The organism is Polyangium mundeleinium, assembly GCF_028369105.1.
GTDB classification, from domain to species: domain Bacteria; phylum Myxococcota_A; class Polyangia; order Polyangiales; family Polyangiaceae; genus Polyangium; species Polyangium mundeleinium.
Window position 1 is genome coordinate 5,467,384 of record NZ_JAQNDO010000001.1, and the last position, 15,999, is coordinate 5,483,382.

12 protein-coding genes are annotated in these 15,999 nt (G+C 67.9%); 9 read left to right on the plus strand and 3 right to left on the minus strand.

The genetic code is table 11. The annotated features are described in order from the left end of the window. Positions 1-20: 20 nt before the first annotated feature. Together POL67_RS21840 and POL67_RS21845 are read right to left on the minus strand one after the other, a co-directional pair. Positions 21-707: a hypothetical protein gene (locus tag POL67_RS21840; RefSeq protein ID WP_271920049.1), complete on the minus strand. Its 687-nt coding sequence runs from the start codon at positions 705-707 to the stop codon at positions 21-23. A gap of 4 nt (positions 708-711) precedes the next feature. Beyond that, the gene (locus tag POL67_RS21845; protein WP_271920050.1) at positions 712-1,959 is read right to left on the minus strand and encodes a LysM peptidoglycan-binding domain-containing protein; all 1,248 of its coding nucleotides are present in this window, start codon (positions 1,957-1,959) and stop codon (positions 712-714) included. Between the two features lie 170 nt (positions 1,960-2,129). On the opposite strand from POL67_RS21845, the gene POL67_RS21850 reads away from it, so the two are divergent. Together POL67_RS21850 and POL67_RS21855 are read left to right on the plus strand one after the other, a co-directional pair. Beyond that, complete coding sequence (locus tag POL67_RS21850; RefSeq protein ID WP_271920053.1) at positions 2,130-2,741, plus strand: Spy/CpxP family protein refolding chaperone; 612 nt, start codon at positions 2,130-2,132, stop codon at positions 2,739-2,741. A gap of 43 nt (positions 2,742-2,784) precedes the next feature. Continuing rightward, positions 2,785-2,979 carry a hypothetical protein gene (locus tag POL67_RS21855; RefSeq protein WP_271920055.1) on the plus strand — a complete coding sequence of 65 codons (195 nt, stop codon included), beginning with the start codon at positions 2,785-2,787 and terminating at the stop codon, positions 2,977-2,979. Here the strand turns inward: POL67_RS21855 and POL67_RS21860 are convergent. Then, the gene (locus POL67_RS21860) at positions 2,976-4,094 is read right to left on the minus strand and encodes a hypothetical protein (protein ID WP_271920057.1); all 1,119 of its coding nucleotides are present in this window, start codon (positions 4,092-4,094) and stop codon (positions 2,976-2,978) included. The genes POL67_RS21855 and POL67_RS21860 overlap by 4 nt on opposite strands. Before the next feature lie 165 nt (positions 4,095-4,259). Between POL67_RS21860 and POL67_RS21865 the strand changes: the two genes are divergently transcribed. The 7 genes from POL67_RS21865 (at position 4,260) to POL67_RS21895 (ending at position 15,971) form a co-directional block, all read left to right on the plus strand. Then, positions 4,260-5,489 carry a HEAT repeat domain-containing protein gene (locus POL67_RS21865; protein ID WP_271920059.1) on the plus strand — a complete coding sequence of 410 codons (1,230 nt, stop codon included), beginning with the start codon at positions 4,260-4,262 and terminating at the stop codon, positions 5,487-5,489. Next, positions 5,486-6,157 carry an NAD(P)H-binding protein gene (locus POL67_RS21870; protein WP_271920062.1) on the plus strand — a complete coding sequence of 224 codons (672 nt, stop codon included), beginning with the start codon at positions 5,486-5,488 and terminating at the stop codon, positions 6,155-6,157. The genes POL67_RS21865 and POL67_RS21870 overlap by 4 nt, the downstream gene beginning before the upstream one ends. Before the next feature lie 330 nt (positions 6,158-6,487). Continuing rightward, entirely contained in the window at positions 6,488-12,802 is a 6,315-nt protein-coding gene (locus POL67_RS21875; RefSeq protein WP_308789546.1) for a HAMP domain-containing protein, read from the plus strand. Positions 12,803-12,833: 31 nt separating this feature from the next. After that, positions 12,834-14,933 (plus strand): hybrid sensor histidine kinase/response regulator, encoded by a 2,100-nt coding sequence (locus POL67_RS21880; RefSeq protein WP_271920064.1) that lies wholly within the window; start codon positions 12,834-12,836, stop codon positions 14,931-14,933. Positions 14,934-14,955: 22 nt separating this feature from the next. Continuing rightward, a complete protein-coding gene (locus POL67_RS21885; protein ID WP_271920066.1) occupies positions 14,956-15,393 on the plus strand; it encodes a hypothetical protein in 438 nt (145 codons plus the stop codon). Positions 15,394-15,401: 8 nt separating this feature from the next. Continuing rightward, entirely contained in the window at positions 15,402-15,665 is a 264-nt protein-coding gene (locus POL67_RS21890; protein WP_271920068.1) for a DUF5985 family protein, read from the plus strand. Positions 15,666-15,692: 27 nt separating this feature from the next. After that, positions 15,693-15,971 (plus strand): DUF5985 family protein, encoded by a 279-nt coding sequence (locus POL67_RS21895; RefSeq protein ID WP_271920070.1) that lies wholly within the window; start codon positions 15,693-15,695, stop codon positions 15,969-15,971. Positions 15,972-15,999 lie beyond the last annotated feature (28 nt).

Sequence of the window (15,999 nt, forward strand, 5' to 3'; positions counted from 1 at the left end):
GCGCGCGCTTGCACGCGGATTCAGAAGCCGAGGGGGTCGTTCGTCGAGAGGAAGTACGTGTGCTTCGCGGTGGTCTTTGCCCCGTCGAAGGGGCGGAACGTGAGGCTCCGGTAGGCCTTCGCGACGCAGCGCTCGAAGTCCGCGCTCCACCAGGGCTTCATGCCGACCGACATGGGGCTCAAGCTCACCCGACCGACCTTGCCCTCGGGCTCGACCTCGAAGACCACCGAGAGAAACCCCTTCGCGTCGGGCTGTTTCTTTCGCTCCTCGACGTGACAGGCCCGCACCTCGGGGCGCATGCGGTCGTTCGACTGCGTGATCGCGCTCTCCCCGGTGTCGCTGTCCGTGGCCTTGCCCTCGACGCTCGGGGTCGGGGGGTGGGCGGCGGGGTCGTCCGCGAGGGCCAGCGCGGGGGGCGGGGGAGGGCACGAGGGGCAGTTGACGTACGAGGGCGACGGTCCGAACGCGCCGAGGAAGATCAGGCCACCGAGGCACGCGACGGCGACGTGGGTGAACACGAGGAGCGTGATCCAGACGCCGCGCGATTTCGGGGGCTTGGCGCCGGTTTGTCGCAGCCGCGTGTTCTCGGCGGTTTGCTCGGCGAGCTCCGCCTCCCGCGCCCGGAGCGACGCCTCGCGCTCGGCGAGCTTCGCTTCGAGCGTCTCGATGCGCATCCGCGCGGCGTCGAGGTTGTTCCGGTACTCCATGGCGCTACCGCCCGTGCGCCGTCGGCCCGCGCGTCGCGCCCGCGGCAGCGCGCGGCGGCGGGGCCGCGCGCCGCTTCGAGACGGCCGGCGCCTTCGGCGGGGCCGGGGGCTTCGGCACCGGGATCCGGTACGTCCGGCCCATCTTGATGTCGATGGTCCTGAGCCCGTTCGCCCCCTGGATCGCCTCGACGGTCGTCCCGTACCGGCGGGCCAGGATCTGCAGTGTGTCGCCGCTCCGGGCCTTGTGCATCACGACCGCGTCGGCCACGTGCGGCGGCGCGATCTTTTCCCGCCTGAGGAACGACCCCGCGCGGCGCCCGAGCTCCTGCGCGACCGGGCTCACGAAGCGCACGTGCAGGTGGTTGCCGTGCCCGCGCGCGTGTCGCACGACGGGCCGCGGGTGTTTTCCGCGGACCTGGAAGACCTGATCCAGCCAGGCCTCGTCCTCGCCCAAACGCCGCGCGTGGGCCACGAGCAGGCGCTGCACGGCCGTGTCGATGAGCACGAGCTCCACGTCGGTCTCGCTCACGATGGTCTTCACCAGGGCGAACGTGCGTTCGATGTCGAGGTTTGCCTCGGTCGCTCGGACGAACGTGGTCTTGGGCGGGTTGTGGTAGTAGCCGAGGTCCACGTCGCGGCCCGACTGGTGGCTCCGGTGGGGCGAGAGATGACCGCCCTTCTTGCTGCTGATGTGCCCGATGGCGAGGGGCGGGGCGCCCGGGTGCTCGGCCGCGACCTTCTCGATGCTGCGCGCGATCCCGTCGACGGTCTCCTGCGTGCCCCATGCGCACGAGGGATCCTGCACGATCCACTTCTCGCTCTTCGGCATCTGCACGCCGTTCACGAGCGCGCCCGCGTTCGTCGCGCCGAGCGAGAGCGGCCCCACGGAGGCGGGATCGCTGCGGTAGCGCGCTTCGAGCTGGGTCACGCTGAGCGCCAGCAAGGGCGACGGAGGCTTGGGCGGCGGCGGCTTCGGGGTCGCGGCGGCGGCTTCGGTCTCGGGGCCTTCCGCTTCGGCGGCTTCCGCTTCGTCGTCGTCCGGCCCCTCCTCGTCGTCGTCGTCGTCGTGGTCCGCGGCGGGCTCGTTCGTCGCGGCGGGCATGGCGCTCGGCGCAGGCTTGGGCGCCGTGGCTTGCACTGGCTGCACGAGGATCGGCGCGCGCCCACCCGTCTTCGGGCCTGCTTCCGCGGGCGCGGTGGCCGCGCAGCCGGGGAAGACCAGGAAAATGAGCCCGAAGAACCACCGCCGCATCGAGACGACTCTACCCGACGCCGGCCGGACCTGGCCACTCTCTTGGGTCCGATGGGTCCGACGCGTCTTTGCGCTTCTTCACACCGAGCGGGGCGCGCCCTTCACACGAGCGAGTGATGTTCCTCTGCGTGAACGACGCGGCGCGCGAAAAGCCGCGGAAGAGAGGGAACATGCTCGGATTTCTGATCGGAACCGCTTGCCTCATCGGCCTCGTCAAGGTGCTGCGCCACGGCGGGTGCCACCGCGGCTACGGCTACCGTAGCTTCGGGTACGGCGGCGCTTGTGGCTCGTACGGCGGCGGCGGCGGGTGGGGCGGGCGCGGCGACGGCCACGGCGGCTGGGAGGGCGGCTACGACCGCGAGCACGGCGGGCCCTTCCGGACGCACGGGCGAGCGGGCTTCCGGCCCGGCGGGTACGGCATGACGCACTTCGTCCTGCGGCGGCTGTTCGAGGCGCTCGACACGACGCCGGGCCAGGAGAAGGCCATCGCGGCGGCGTTCGAGGAGATGCGTGATGTCATGGCCAAGCACCGCGGCGAGCTGCGCAAGAGCCGCGAGGACCTGGCGAAGGCAATGCGCAGCCCGAGCTTCGACGAGACCGTGATGGGCGAGCTCTTCGCGCGGCACGACACGGCGCTCGAAGCGATGCGCAAGGCGATGGTGGGCTCGATGGCGAGGGTGCACGAGGCGCTCGACGAGCGGCAGCGGGCGCGCCTTTCGGACCTGATCGAGCAATCCCCGGGATTCTGGGGCGGTTTCGGCGGGCGAGGCGTGGAGATTTGAGGCGCGGGGCGTCTTTCAAGACGAACCAGGACGAGGTGAGACCATGAAGCGGAGACTTGCGATCGTGCTTTTGACCCTGGGGACCATCGGCGGGTATGCCACCGGCTTCGCGAGCCTGCGTTGTCATAGCTGGCAGCGAAGGCAGCACTTCGAGAACCACGTCGCGAAGGTGTGCGTGGACGCCGCGCGCAGGGGCGAGGTGCCCGCGCCGCCGCCCCCGCCCGCGCCGCCGCGTTAACGTGATTCCGGCTGGGTCTCGGCCGGGGCAGGCCGCGCCTGCTCCGGCCCGGGCCAGAGCTCGGGCGGGTAACTCAGCTCCACGAGCAGCTTCTCGAAATCCGCGATGGGCATCGTGCAGCGGCCGTACCGGTCGACGATGTTCGTCCGGATCCCCTCGAACCAGCTTTGTTGGGGGTCCATCGGATCGTCGTACAAGACCGTTCCGTTTGGACGATCGAGCTTCAGCACCCGGATCTTGTGCGCCGCGTGATCGGCGCTGCCCGCGGCCCTCCGCACGGGGCTCCGCACCTTCGGCACCTCCAGCGTGGCGAAGACCGCCTCGCCCGCGTCGGTCACGCGCTCGATGATCGAAAGCGCGTCGCGGTGCAGATCGGCCACGCCGCTCGTGTCCAGGCCGAGCTGCTTGAACAGCGCCGCGAAACGCGCGTGCCCATCGGAGAGCGTCTCCCAGCGGTGCCCCGTGATCCCGACGAGCAGCCGATCGAAGGCGCCGAGGCTCAGCCCCGTCCCGGTGTTCTTCACGCCCTCGAACTGCCCGTCCTCCGTGTTGTGGTAGTCGAGCTCGGGGTAGGCGAACTCCATGCAGGCGACCTGGAACAACCGGCTCACCGGGCTCCTGCGATATTCGTGTTCGTCCGGTTCGAGGACGTCCTCGTCGCGCACGATCTCCCCGCCGCTCCGCACCACCACCCGGCCCGGGGGGCTCACGAGCCCCGCGATGATCCGCGCGTACTCCGCCGGATCTCGCTCGGCCACGTAGATCTCCACGCACGTCGCGGCGCACGTGCCCTTGAGGCCCTGCGTGATGCGGCCGGGATGAACGATGTTGCGGATGAGCTCGCCGAGCAGGATGGTTCGTCCCGGCGCGTCCTCCAACGACGCCACCATCGGCGCGTCGGCCACGGCCCAAAGGCTCTCGTGCAGCGGCCTTCCGAGCGCGTCCTTGTGCATGAAGAGGCCGCGGCTCCCGAGCTCGCGGAGCGCTTCGACGCTCCGTTTGCGCCAGATGCCCACGATTTCCCGGTCCCTCAGCGGGTAGGTGGGATGGACCGGGAGATCGAGCTGCTCCTCGAGCCGATCGACGATCTCTTGCGGGTCCTCGTGATCCGTCATGGTTTTTCTCCGGAATTCCCCGCCCCGGGTCATTCGCCCCCGACGTTGGGCCCGATCCTGACGTGTTTCCCAGCGCCGAGCAAGGATTCGCGGCTTGCCCCGGACCTCGATCCTGCTAGGGCGCGCCGCCGCCACGTGGGGCCAATTTCGAGTAGCATCCGCGCCGTGCCCCGTGCCCGCGCGTCGCTTTACGTCTCCGCCACGAGCGTCGTGTTCCTGGCGCTCGCGCCGGCCCTCGTGGAGGCCCATACGATTCCGGGCGGGCTCACGTTGCACCAGATGGCGAGCGCCGCCGACGTCATCGCGGCCGCGCGCATCGAGCGTGTCGGCCCCGAGCCCCGCGGCGCCGGCCCGCTGCCGCCCGTCGAGGCCCGGATTCTCGAATGGTTTCGAGAGGGCGACACGAAGGTGGAAAACATCCGTTTCGTGCCGCACCGCCACGCCGATGAGAAGTACGTTGCCGGCGAGGAGATCCTCCTCTTCCTCGAACGCAGGCGCCCCGATGCAAAGGACGCCGCCGCCGTGCCGTATCAATCCGTCGAGGCCATCGCCGATCGTATCGTGCTCGTGCCCGCGACCCGCGCGACGTGGATCGACGCCACGCGCGCTTATGCCGCCCTCGGCAAGGGCACCCGGACGAGCGCCGATGCCGCCGCGCTCGGGCGCGTCACCGTCTCCATGCTCGGCTCCGCGGAGCCTCGGATCGTGACCTTCGCGCTCCGGGATCTCACGCTCGCCGGTGCCGCGCCTTTGATCGGCGAGGCCGACGTCCCTGCGCTCACCAGGCTCCTCGACGACGCCGCGCGGCCCGTCACCTTGCGCGTCGGCCTGCTCATGGAGCTCGAACGCCGCAAGCTCGTGCCCGTGGGGCCGAGCTGGATTCCGCTCCTCCGCGCGGCGCCTCCGAACGATCGCGTGCAGGTCATTCGCGCGGCCGCGGCGCGCGCCTTCGTCCCGGCCGTGACGGCCGAGCTCGCCTCCATTCTGGAGAAAGGCGAGCGCGACGCGGCCATCGCGGCGGCGCGGGCGCTTGGCGCCGAGGGGAACGAGGCCGCTGTCGAGCCGCTTGGGCGCGCCGTGGATCGGGAGCCGGACGAACTGCGCTTCGCCGCGCTCGGCAGCCTGCGCCGCGTGGGCTCGCCGGCCGCGCGGGAGGTCATCGCCCGCGTGGCGAAATCGCACCCCGATCCCGAGACCCGACGCGTGGCCACGACCGAGCAGAACCTCCTCGACACCCGCGCCGCTGCGCCTCCGCCCGCGCCCGCCGCGACGAGCTCGCCTTCGCAGTCGCCAGGCACGGGGCTCGGCAGGAAGGGCATCACCTCGGTGATCGTCGCCGTGCTCCTCGTGTGTCTCGTGGTGTTTCTTCGCAAAGGGAAAGGAAAGTCGGAATGAGTTTGCAAGGACGAACCGCGCTCCTCGCGGGCGCGACGGGCCTCGTTGGCCGGAGTTGCCTCGAGCGCCTGCTCGAACACCCGGCGTACGCGCGTGTCATCGTGCTCGTGCGCAGGCCGACCGGAATCACCCACGACAAACTGCAGGAAATCCGCGCCGATTTCGACGCGCTTGAAGGACTTTCATCCGTGCCCGCCGTCGATGACGTATTCATCACGCTCGGCACGACCATCAAGGCAGCAGGATCACGACCGGCATTTTCCAAGGTCGACCACGATTATGTGGTCTCCGTCGCGAAGATCGGCAAACGTGCGGGAGCCCGCCGCCTTTCCCTCGTGTCGAGCATCGGGGCGGATCGCAGCTCGATGAACTTTTATCTGCGCGTCAAAGGCGAGGCCGAGCGCGACGTCAGCGATCTCGGGTACGAATGCGTCGATATCCTGCGCCCGAGCATGCTCCTCGGCGATCGCACCGAGCACAGGGCGGGGGAGGCGTTCGCGGCCCCCATCCTGCGCGGCGTGAGCGGGGCCATGATTGGCCCTTTGCGTGTTTATCGCCCGATTGAGGCGCGTGACGTCGCGGCGGCGATGGTGGCAGGCTTGGTGTCCGATGCCACGGCGGGCGTGCGGATCCGCACCTTCGACGACATTCGCCAACTCGCGTCGTAGCAGCAAAAAGCAGCCTGGTTGTCCGGACCGACAATTGGGGCTCGAACGGGTTTTTCTCGGTCGTTGGGCTGCACACGAACAGCAAGCACGAATTCGACAGGGGCATAAGGGGGGGCCCTACGCCGGAACCGGTGAGCGCCGGATTTCGCCAAAGGGTGCCCTCGGTAGGATGCGCATTGTTGCGGGCGGCGCGTCGTCGTCCCAGGTGGTGCCATGCCCAAACGTACGCTGGATGGATCGACCCGCGCCTCGCGCGCAGCGACCACTCGTGAAAAAAGGGTCGCCGGCTCCAAACCCGTCGGGGCCAAGTCCAAAAACGCCTCCGCCGACGTGAAGAAGACGCGCGGCGCGACCGGCGCCGAGCGGCCGGCGACGCGCGAGGGCGCGGTGGCCGGAGGCGTCCTCGATCGCAAGCTGATGCTCGAAGCGTTGACGGCGCTCAAGAAGGGCAATTTTTCGGTTCGCCTGCCCATCGATTGGGAGGGCCTCGACGGGAAGATCGCCGATACCTTCAACGACGTCGTCGAACTGAACAGCCGGGTGACGAGCGAGCTCGAGCGCGTGAGCCGCGTCGTCGGCAAGGAGGGCCGCATCGGCGATCGCGCGGCGGTCGCGGGGCTTTCGGGCGCGTGGTCGCACAAGGTCGGCAGCGTCAATGCGCTGATCAGCGATCTCGTGCACCCGACGAGCGAGATGGCGCGTGTCATCGGCGCCGTGGCCAAGGGTGATCTCTCGCAGGCCATGGCGCTCGAAGTCGACGGCCGGCCCCTCGAAGGCGAGTTCCTCCGCACCGCGAAGACGGTGAACACGATGGTCGATCAGCTCGGGTCGTTCGCGTCCGAAGTGACGCGCGTGGCGCGCGAAGTCGGCACCGAAGGCAAGCTCGGCGGTCAGGCCGAGGTGCAAGGCGTCGCCGGCACCTGGAAGGACCTGACCGATTCCGTCAATTTCATGGCCGGCAATCTGACGGCCCAGGTCCGCAACATCGCGGCCGTGACGACGGCCGTCGCGAACGGCGACCTTTCGAAGAAGATCACCGTCGACGTGCGCGGCGAGATCCTGGAGCTGAAGAACACCATCAACACGATGGTGGATCAGCTCCGATCGTTCGCGTCCGAAGTGACGCGCGTGGCGCGCGAGGTCGGTACGGAAGGCAAGCTCGGCGGTCAGGCGGACGTGAAGGGCGTGGCCGGCACGTGGAAGGATTTGACGGACTCCGTCAATTCGATGGCCGGCAACCTGACGAGCCAGGTGCGTAACATCGCGGCCGTGACGACGGCCGTCGCGAATGGGGATCTCTCGAAGAAGATCACCGTCGACGTGCGCGGCGAGATCCTGGAGCTGAAGAACACCATCAACACGATGGTGGATCAGCTCAACTCGTTCGCGTCGGAAGTGACGCGCGTGGCGCGCGAGGTCGGCACGGAAGGCAAGCTCGGCGGCCAGGCCGAGGTGAAGGGCGTCGCCGGCACGTGGAAGGATCTGACGGACTCCGTCAATTCGATGGCCGGGAACCTCACGAGCCAGGTGCGTAACATCGCGGCCGTGACGACGGCCGTCGCGAATGGCGATCTCTCGAAGAAGATCACGGTCGACGTGAAGGGCGAGATCCTGGAGCTGAAGAACACCATCAATACGATGGTGGATCAGCTCAACTCTTTCGCGTCGGAAGTGACGCGCGTGGCGCGCGAGGTCGGCACGGAGGGCAAGCTCGGCGGCCAGGCCGAGGTGAAGGGCGTCGCCGGCACGTGGAAGGATCTCACCGACAACGTCAATTCGATGGCCGGCAATCTGACGGTCCAGCTCCGCGACGTGTCGAAGGTCGCGACAGCCATTGCGAACGGTGATTTGACGCAGAAGATCACCGTGGATGCGCGCGGCGAGATCCTCCAGATCAAGAACGTCATCAACACGATGGTGGATCAGCTGAGCTCGTTCGCGGCCGAAGTGACGCGCGTGGCGCGCGAGGTCGGCACGGAGGGCAAGCTCGGCGGCCAGGCGGACGTGAAGGGCGTCGCGGGGACGTGGAAGGACCTGACGGACTCCGTGAACTCGATGGCCGGCAATCTGACGGTCCAGCTCCGCGACGTGTCGAAGGTCGCGACGGCCATTGCGAATGGTGATTTGACGCAGAAGATCACCGTGGATGCGCGCGGCGAGATCCTCCAGATCAAGAACGTCACGAATACGATGGTGGATCAGCTGAGCTCGTTCGCGGCCGAAGTGACGCGCGTGGCGCGCGAGGTCGGCACGGAGGGCAAGCTCGGCGGTCAGGCGGACGTGAAGGGCGTCGCGGGTACGTGGAAGGACCTGACGGACTCCGTGAACTCGATGGCCGGCAATCTGACGGCGCAGGTCCGGAACATCGCAGCCGTGACGACGGCCGTCGCGAATGGCGACCTTTCCAAGAAGATCACGGTCGATGTGAAGGGCGAGATTCTGGAGCTGAAGAACACCATCAACACGATGGTCGATCAGCTCAACTCGTTTGCGTCGGAAGTGACGCGCGTGGCGCGCGAGGTCGGCACGGAGGGCAAGCTCGGCGGTCAGGCGGACGTGAAGGGCGTCGCGGGTACGTGGAAGGATCTGACGGACTCCGTGAACTCGATGGCCGGGAACCTGACGGCGCAAGTCCGCAACATCGCGGCCGTGACGACGGCGGTCGCGAATGGAGACCTGTCGAAGAAGATCACGGTCGACGTGAAGGGCGAGATCCTGGAGCTGAAGAACACCATCAACACGATGGTCGATCAGCTCTCGGGGTTCGCCTCCGAAGTGACGCGCGTGGCGCGCGAAGTCGGCACCGAAGGCAAGCTTGGCGGTCAGGCGGAGGTGAAGGGCGTCGCGGGGACGTGGAAGGACCTGACGGACTCCGTGAACTCGATGGCCGGGAACCTGACGGCGCAGGTCCGGAACATCGCGGCCGTGACGACGGCGGTCGCGAACGGGGATCTCTCGAAGAAGATCACGGTCGACGTGCGCGGCGAGATCCTGGAGCTGAAGAACACCATCAACACGATGGTCGATCAGCTCCGATCGTTTGCGTCCGAAGTGACGCGCGTGGCGCGTGAGGTCGGCACGGAGGGCAAGCTCGGCGGTCAGGCGGACGTGAAGGGCGTCGCGGGTACGTGGAAGGACCTGACGGACTCCGTGAACTCGATGGCCGGGAACCTGACGGCGCAGGTCCGGAACATCGCAGCCGTGACGACGGCCGTCGCGAATGGCGACCTGTCGAAGAAGATCACGGTCGACGTGAAGGGCGAGATCCTGGAGCTGAAGAACACCATCAACACGATGGTGGATCAGCTCAACTCGTTCGCGTCGGAAGTGACGCGCGTGGCGCGCGAGGTCGGCACGGAGGGCAAGCTCGGCGGTCAGGCCGAGGTGAAGGGCGTCGCCGGCACGTGGAAGGACCTCACCGACAACGTCAACTCGATGGCCGGCAACCTGACGAACCAGGTCCGCGGCATCGCGAAGGTCGTGACCGCGGTCGCGAACGGGGATCTCAAGCGCAAGCTCTCCGTCGACGCGAAGGGCGAGATCGCCGAGCTCGCGGACACCATCAACGGCATGATCGACACGCTCGCGACGTTCGCCGATCAGGTGACGACCGTCGCCCGCGAAGTCGGCGTCGAGGGCAAGCTCGGCGGCCAGGCGAGCGTCCCGGGCGCCGCAGGGACGTGGCGAGATCTGACGGTCAACGTCAACCAGCTCGCGGCAAACCTGACGACGCAGGTCCGCGCGATCGCCGAGGTCGCGACGGCCGTCACGAAGGGTGATCTCACGCGGAGCATCAAGGTCGAGGCCCAGGGCGAGCTCGCGGCGCTCAAGGACACGATCAACGAGATGATCCGGAACCTGCGCGACACCACGCTGAAGAACAGCGAGCAGGACTGGCTGAAGACGAACCTCGCCAAGTTCTCGCGCATGCTCCAGGGCCAGAAGGACCTGCTCACGGTCGGCCGGCTGATCCTCTCGGAGCTCGCGCCCGTCGTCTCCGCGCAGCAGGGCGTCTTCTACACGATGGATGTCTCGAAGGAGGAGCCGATCCTGAAGCTCCTCGCGAGCTACGCGTACAAGCAGCGCAAGCACTCGGACAACCAGTTCCGCCTCGGCGAGGGGCTCGTCGGCCAGTGCGCGCTCGAGAAGGAGCGCATCCTGCTCGTCAACGCGCCGCCCGACTACATCACGATCACGAGCGGCCTCGGCGAGGCGGCGCCCGTGAACATCGTGGTCCTGCCCGTGCTCTTCGAGGGCCAGGTCAAGGCCATCCTGGAGCTCGCCTCGTTCGAGCGGTACAGCCCCACGCACCTCGCGTTCCTCGATCAGCTCACGGAGTCGATCGGCATCGTGCTCAACACGATCGAGGCGAACATGCGCACCGAGGATCTGCTGAAGCAGTCGCAGTCCCTCGCACGCGAGCTGCAGAGCCAGCAGGAGGAGCTGCGCCAGACGAACGCGGAGCTCGGCGAGAAGGCGCGCCTGCTCGCCCAGCAGAACGTGGAGGTCGAGCGCAAGAACCGCGAGGTCGAGCAGGCCCGCCAGGCCCTCGAAGAGAAGGCCAAGCAGCTCGCGTTGACCTCGAAGTACAAGTCCGAGTTCCTCGCGAACATGTCGCACGAGCTAAGGACGCCGCTGAACAGCCTCCTGATCCTGTCCGAGCAGCTCTCGAAGAACACGGAAGGCAACCTCTTCGCCAAGCAGGTCGATTTCGCCAAGACGATCCACTCGTCCGGCAACGAGCTGCTCGGCCTCATCAACGACATCCTCGATCTGTCGAAGATCGAGTCGGGCACGGTCGTCGTCGACGTCGGGGAGGTCTGGTTCCGCGACCTCGCCGACTACGTGGAGCGCACGTTCCGGCACGTCGCGGATGCGAAGAAGCTCGAGTTCGAACTCGACTTCGCGTCCATGCTGCCGCGCTCGATCCACACCGACGCCAAGCGCCTGCAGCAGGTCCTGAAGAACCTGCTCTCGAACGCCTTCAAGTTCACCGAGCGTGGCAAGGTGCGCCTCGAGGTCCGCACCGTTTCGGACGGCTACAGCCCCGAGAACGAGCACATCGGCCGCGCGGGCTGGGCGATCGCGTTCAGCGTGCACGACACCGGCATCGGCATCTCGACCGACAAGCAGCAGATCATCTTCGAGGCGTTCCAGCAGGCGGACGGCTCGACGAGCCGCAAGTACGGCGGCACGGGCCTCGGCCTCGCCATCAGCCGCGGCATCGCGAACCTGCTCGGCGGCGAGCTGCGTTTGTCGAGCCAGCCGGGACGCGGCAGCACCTTCACGCTCTACGTGCCGCACGTGTACGCAGCGCCGCAGCGCGTGTCCCGCGCGCGCCCGATCACGATGCAGGAGGCCGCGACCGCGATGGCGGCCTACGAGGTGCCCGAGCCCCTGCTCATCGACACGCCGCCGCTCTTGCCGGTGTCGATCGAGGACGATCGCACGGCCCTCCGGCCGGGTGAACGCTCGCTCCTCGTCGTCGAGAACGATCTCGCGTTCGCACGGCTCATCGTGGAGGTCGCGCGCGAGTCAGGGCTCAAGGCCGTGGTCGCGCACCGCGGGGCCGACGCGCTCTCCATGGCGCGTGAGCTCAAGCCCGCAGCGGTCTCGCTCGATCTGCACCTGCCCGACATCGACGGCCTGCGGGTCCTCGATCGGCTGAAGCACGACCTCGGCATGCGGCACGTGCCGGTGCAGGTGATCACGACGGACGTTGACGAGCGCGAGCGCGCGCTGCGGATGGGCGCGCGGGACGTGCTCTCGAAGCCCGTGCGCACGCGGGACGCGCTCACCCACGCGATCGAGCGGATCATCGAGTTCCTCGACGCGCCGCGGCGCTCGCTCGTCGTCGTCGAGCCCGACGGTCCGGAGCGCGCGTCCAGGGTGAACCTGCTCCAGCACGACCTGGTCGACGTCCGCGTCGCGAGCACGCTCGACGAGGCGATGGAGCTGCTCTCCGTGGAGCGCCCGGACGTCGTCGTGACGGCCGTGGATCTGCCCGACGGGCATGGGCTCGACCTTGTGCGTCGCGCCTCGGAGATCTCGATGCTCTCGAACGTGCCCTTCATCGTGCACGCGACCGGAGCCACGTCCTTGGCCGACGAGGAGCGCATCGAGCGGCTCGGTCACAGCGGGGTCCTCAAGCACAGCCGATCGGACGAACGCCTGATCGACGAGGTCGCGCTCTTCCTGCACCTGCCGATCGACAAGCTCACGCCGCCGCAACGGCAGGCGCTCGAGCGGCTTCACAGCTCGCAGCAGGTGCTCGCCGGCAAGCGCGTGCTCATCGTGGACGACGACATCCGCAACATCTTCGCCATGACGACCATCCTCGAAGAGCAGGGGATGATCACGCAGGCGGCGGAGACGGGGCGGGACGCGATCAAGGTGCTGGAAGAGAGCACCGAGATCGACGTCGTTCTCATGGACATCATGATGCCCGAGATGGACGGATACGATACGATCCGGACGATCCGCGGGCGCGAGGAGTGGCGGGCGCTTCCGATCGTCGCCGTGACCGCGAAGGCCATGAAGGGCGATCGCGAAAAGTGCTTCGAGGCGGGAGCGACCGACTACATCGCGAAGCCCGTGGATCCGGAGCAGCTCTTCGCGCGGCTCAGGTTCTGGCTGCACCGATGAGCGTCGTCCATCCACGCAGAGGAGGAGCGGCATGAAGCACGCTCGCGACAAGGTCGGGATTCTCGTCGTGGACGATCGCAGGGACAGGCTCCTCGCGGTCGAGACCATGCTCGCCGAGCTCGGAGAGCGGGTCGTCCTCGCGCAGAGCGGGCGGGAGGCGCTGCGGTTTCTGTTGCAGGAGGACTTCGCGGTCATCCTGCTCGACGTCGACATGCCGATCATGGATGGCTTCGAGACGGCGCGCCTCATCCGACAACGCAAGCGATCCAGGCAAACACCGATCATCTTCCTCACGGCGTTCGGCGACGCGATCCAGGCCGAGCAGGGCTACGCGCTCGGCGCCGTCGACTACATGCTCGTGCCGGTCGATTCCGACATCCTGCGCGCGAAGGTCTCGGTGTTCGTCGAGCTCTACCGCAAGACGGAGGAGGCGAACCTCGCGGCGCAAGCGGTCGCCAAGAAGGCCGGTCAGCTCGCGGCGCTCGCGCGCGCGTCGCTCTCGATCAACGGGGCGCGATCCCTCGAAGCGATGCTCGACGCTATCGCCTCGGGCACGCGCGCCGCACTCGGAGCGAGGTCGTCGTTCGTCGCGCTCGTCAGCGGATCGAAGCACGGGACCGCCGCGTCCTCGGCGGGCGGGCTCGCCGCGCCGCGGACGGTCCCTGTGGATCCCGCGAGCGATTGGATCTTCACGCGTGTCGCCACCGCGGGGGGCGTGGTCACGCTCTCCGCGTCGGAGCGCGCGCAGCGGGAGCCCGAGCGCGCGGACGAACTCGGCCCGCTCATGGCGGCGCCGCTCGTCGGATCGGACGGCACGTGCGTCGGGTGGATCGAGGTCACGAACGGCGAAGCCGACGGCTTCCGTGAGGACGACGAGTCGCTGCTTTTGCTCTCCGCGCAGCTCGCCTCGGTCGCGCTGCAGAACCTCCTCCACGCCGAGGAGCGCGAGGTGAGCCGCCTCAAGGACGAGTTTCTCGCGACGCTCTCGCACGAGCTCCGCACGCCGCTCACGGCGATCATCGGCTGGACGCGGATCCTGCGCGAGACCCAGCCCGATGCGGCCAAGCTCGCGCGTGGGCTCGAGGTGATCGATCGCAACGCGGGGGCGCAGAACAAGCTCATCGAGGACCTGCTCGACGTCTCGCGGATCGTCACGGGCAAGATGAGCATGGAGCAGCGGCAGGTGCGCCTCGCGCCGCTCGTAGAGGCCTCCGTCGACGCGCTCCGTCCCGCCGCGCAGGCCAAGGACATCACGCTCGTGGTTGTGTGCTCCGCGGGCAAGGATTCAGTCGAGGGGGATCCGGAGCGGCTGCGGCAGGTCGCGACGAACCTTCTCTCGAACGCCATCAAGTTCACGCCGCGTGGCGGTCGCATCGAGGTGCGCCTCCGCCGCGTGGGTGACGAGCTCGAGCTCGCCATCGCGGACAACGGCGAGGGCATCCGCACGGATTTTCTCCCCTACGTCTTCGATCGGTTTCGTCAGGGCGACAGCTCCAGCCGCCGTATGCACGGCGGCCTCGGCATCGGCCTCGCGGTCGTGCGTCACATCGTGGTTTCACACGGCGGGACGGTCAGCGCGCATAGCGAAGGTCCGCGCCTCGGCTCGACGTTCACCGTGCGTCTTCCCTCGGCGTTCCTGCCGCGGGAGGGCGACGGCCCGACGCCTCCGCCCAACGGCAAGCCACGCCTCCCGCTGCCCGATCTGAGCGGCCTGCGTGTGCTCGTGGTCGACGACGATCAAGACACGCGCGAGATCCTGCGCCAGGTCCTCGCTGCACATCGCGCTGACGTCCGGATCGTGGCCACCGTACGCGAGGCGATCGCGGAGCTCGACGCCGCGCGCCCGCACGTGCTCGTCAGTGACATCGCGATGCCGGGCGAGGACGGCTACGACTTCATCGATTTCGTCCGTCGTCGCACGCCCGAGCGCGGGGGCGCGGTGCCTGCGCTCGCGCTCACGGCGCATGCACGTGCGGAGGATCAGGCGCGCGCGCTCGCGGCGGGCTTCCAGCGCCACGCCGCCAAACCCATCGATCCTGCCGAGCTCGTCCGCGCCATCGCGGGGCTCGTCGGCGCGCCTTGCTCGCGTGCGGAGCCCGCGGAGGCCGTGGCCCTCCGCGAGGTCCCCTGACGGCGAGCCCGGATGAGTGGTGATGGGCGACCAGCACGATCGAGGCTCGAAGCCGGATGGGGGGCTCAGGACGTCCTCGGGGCCCATTCCGACGGAGCTCGCGCAATTCATCCAGGAGCACGTCTCGTCCCTCGAACAGCTCGAGGTGATGTTCCTTTTGCGGGACACGGCGGCGCGGGAATGGCGCGCCGACGAGGTGAGCCGTCAGCTCGGATCGAGCTTGATGTCGATCGGGCGTCGCCTCGAGCACCTCGCGGAGGCGCGTTTCCTCAAGGTTCGCCATACCGAGCGCGGGCCCGTGTACCAGCACGGCCCCGAATCCGAGGAGATGGCGGCGCTGATCGACGCGGCGGCGAAGCTCTACAAGGAGAGGCGGCTCGCCGTGATCGATCTCGTCTATGGGCGTCCCGAGAGTGATCTGCGCGCGTTTTCGGACGCGTTCATGCTGAAGAAGAAGTGAGGGGAAGCATGATACCGGCCGTCGTGTACATTCTCTGCACGCTCACGAGCCTCGTCGCGATGACGCTGCTCCTGCGTGCCTATGCTGCGCGCAAGGTGCGCCTGTTGTTATGGAGCGGCCTCTGCTTTGCCGGGCTCGCTTTGAACAATGTGCTTCTTTTTGTCGATCTGATCCTCATTCCGGAGCACGACCTCTCCACGGTGCGGCAAATTCCCGCCGTGATGGGCGTCTCGTTTCTCCTGTATGGTCTCGTGTACGATTTGCGGGATTGATGCGCGGAAGCGGCGAGGGGTGCGGCGATGAACGATCTGCTCAGCGGGGCCCTGATCCTCGGATTCCTGGTGATCGCGCTGTTTTTCCTGCGCTTCTGGCGCAGCACACGGGATCGGCTCTTCGCCATTTTTGCGCTCTCGTTCTCGCTCATGGCCGTGAACCGGCTGATCCTGGCCATCGCGAAGCTGCCCGAGGACGATTTTCCTTACGTGTACCTCGTGCGGCTCGTCGCGAACGCCCTCATCATTTATGCGGTGATCGACAAGAACCGCGCGCACAAGGCGACGCCTCGACCGATTCCCTGAAGACGAGAATTGACGCGTGCGCATTGTT

Bases quoted from the DNA above. Each gene is read 5' to 3' on its own strand.
- POL67_RS21840 (WP_271920049.1), bottom strand. From the start codon at position 707: ATGGAGTACCGGAACAACCTCGACGCCGCGCGGATGCGCATCGAGACG.
- POL67_RS21845 (WP_271920050.1), bottom strand. From the start codon at position 1,959: ATGCGGCGGTGGTTCTTCGGGCTCATTTTCCTGGTCTTCCCCGGCTGC.
- POL67_RS21850 (WP_271920053.1), top strand. From the start codon at position 2,130: ATGCTCGGATTTCTGATCGGAACCGCTTGCCTCATCGGCCTCGTCAAG.
- POL67_RS21855 (WP_271920055.1), top strand. From the start codon at position 2,785: ATGAAGCGGAGACTTGCGATCGTGCTTTTGACCCTGGGGACCATCGGC.
- POL67_RS21860 (WP_271920057.1), bottom strand. From the start codon at position 4,094: ATGACGGATCACGAGGACCCGCAAGAGATCGTCGATCGGCTCGAGGAG.
- POL67_RS21870 (WP_271920062.1), top strand. From the start codon at position 5,486: ATGAGTTTGCAAGGACGAACCGCGCTCCTCGCGGGCGCGACGGGCCTC.
- POL67_RS21880 (WP_271920064.1), top strand. From the start codon at position 12,834: ATGAAGCACGCTCGCGACAAGGTCGGGATTCTCGTCGTGGACGATCGC.
- POL67_RS21885 (WP_271920066.1), top strand. From the start codon at position 14,956: ATGGGCGACCAGCACGATCGAGGCTCGAAGCCGGATGGGGGGCTCAGG.
- POL67_RS21890 (WP_271920068.1), top strand. From the start codon at position 15,402: ATGATACCGGCCGTCGTGTACATTCTCTGCACGCTCACGAGCCTCGTC.
- POL67_RS21895 (WP_271920070.1), top strand. From the start codon at position 15,693: ATGAACGATCTGCTCAGCGGGGCCCTGATCCTCGGATTCCTGGTGATC.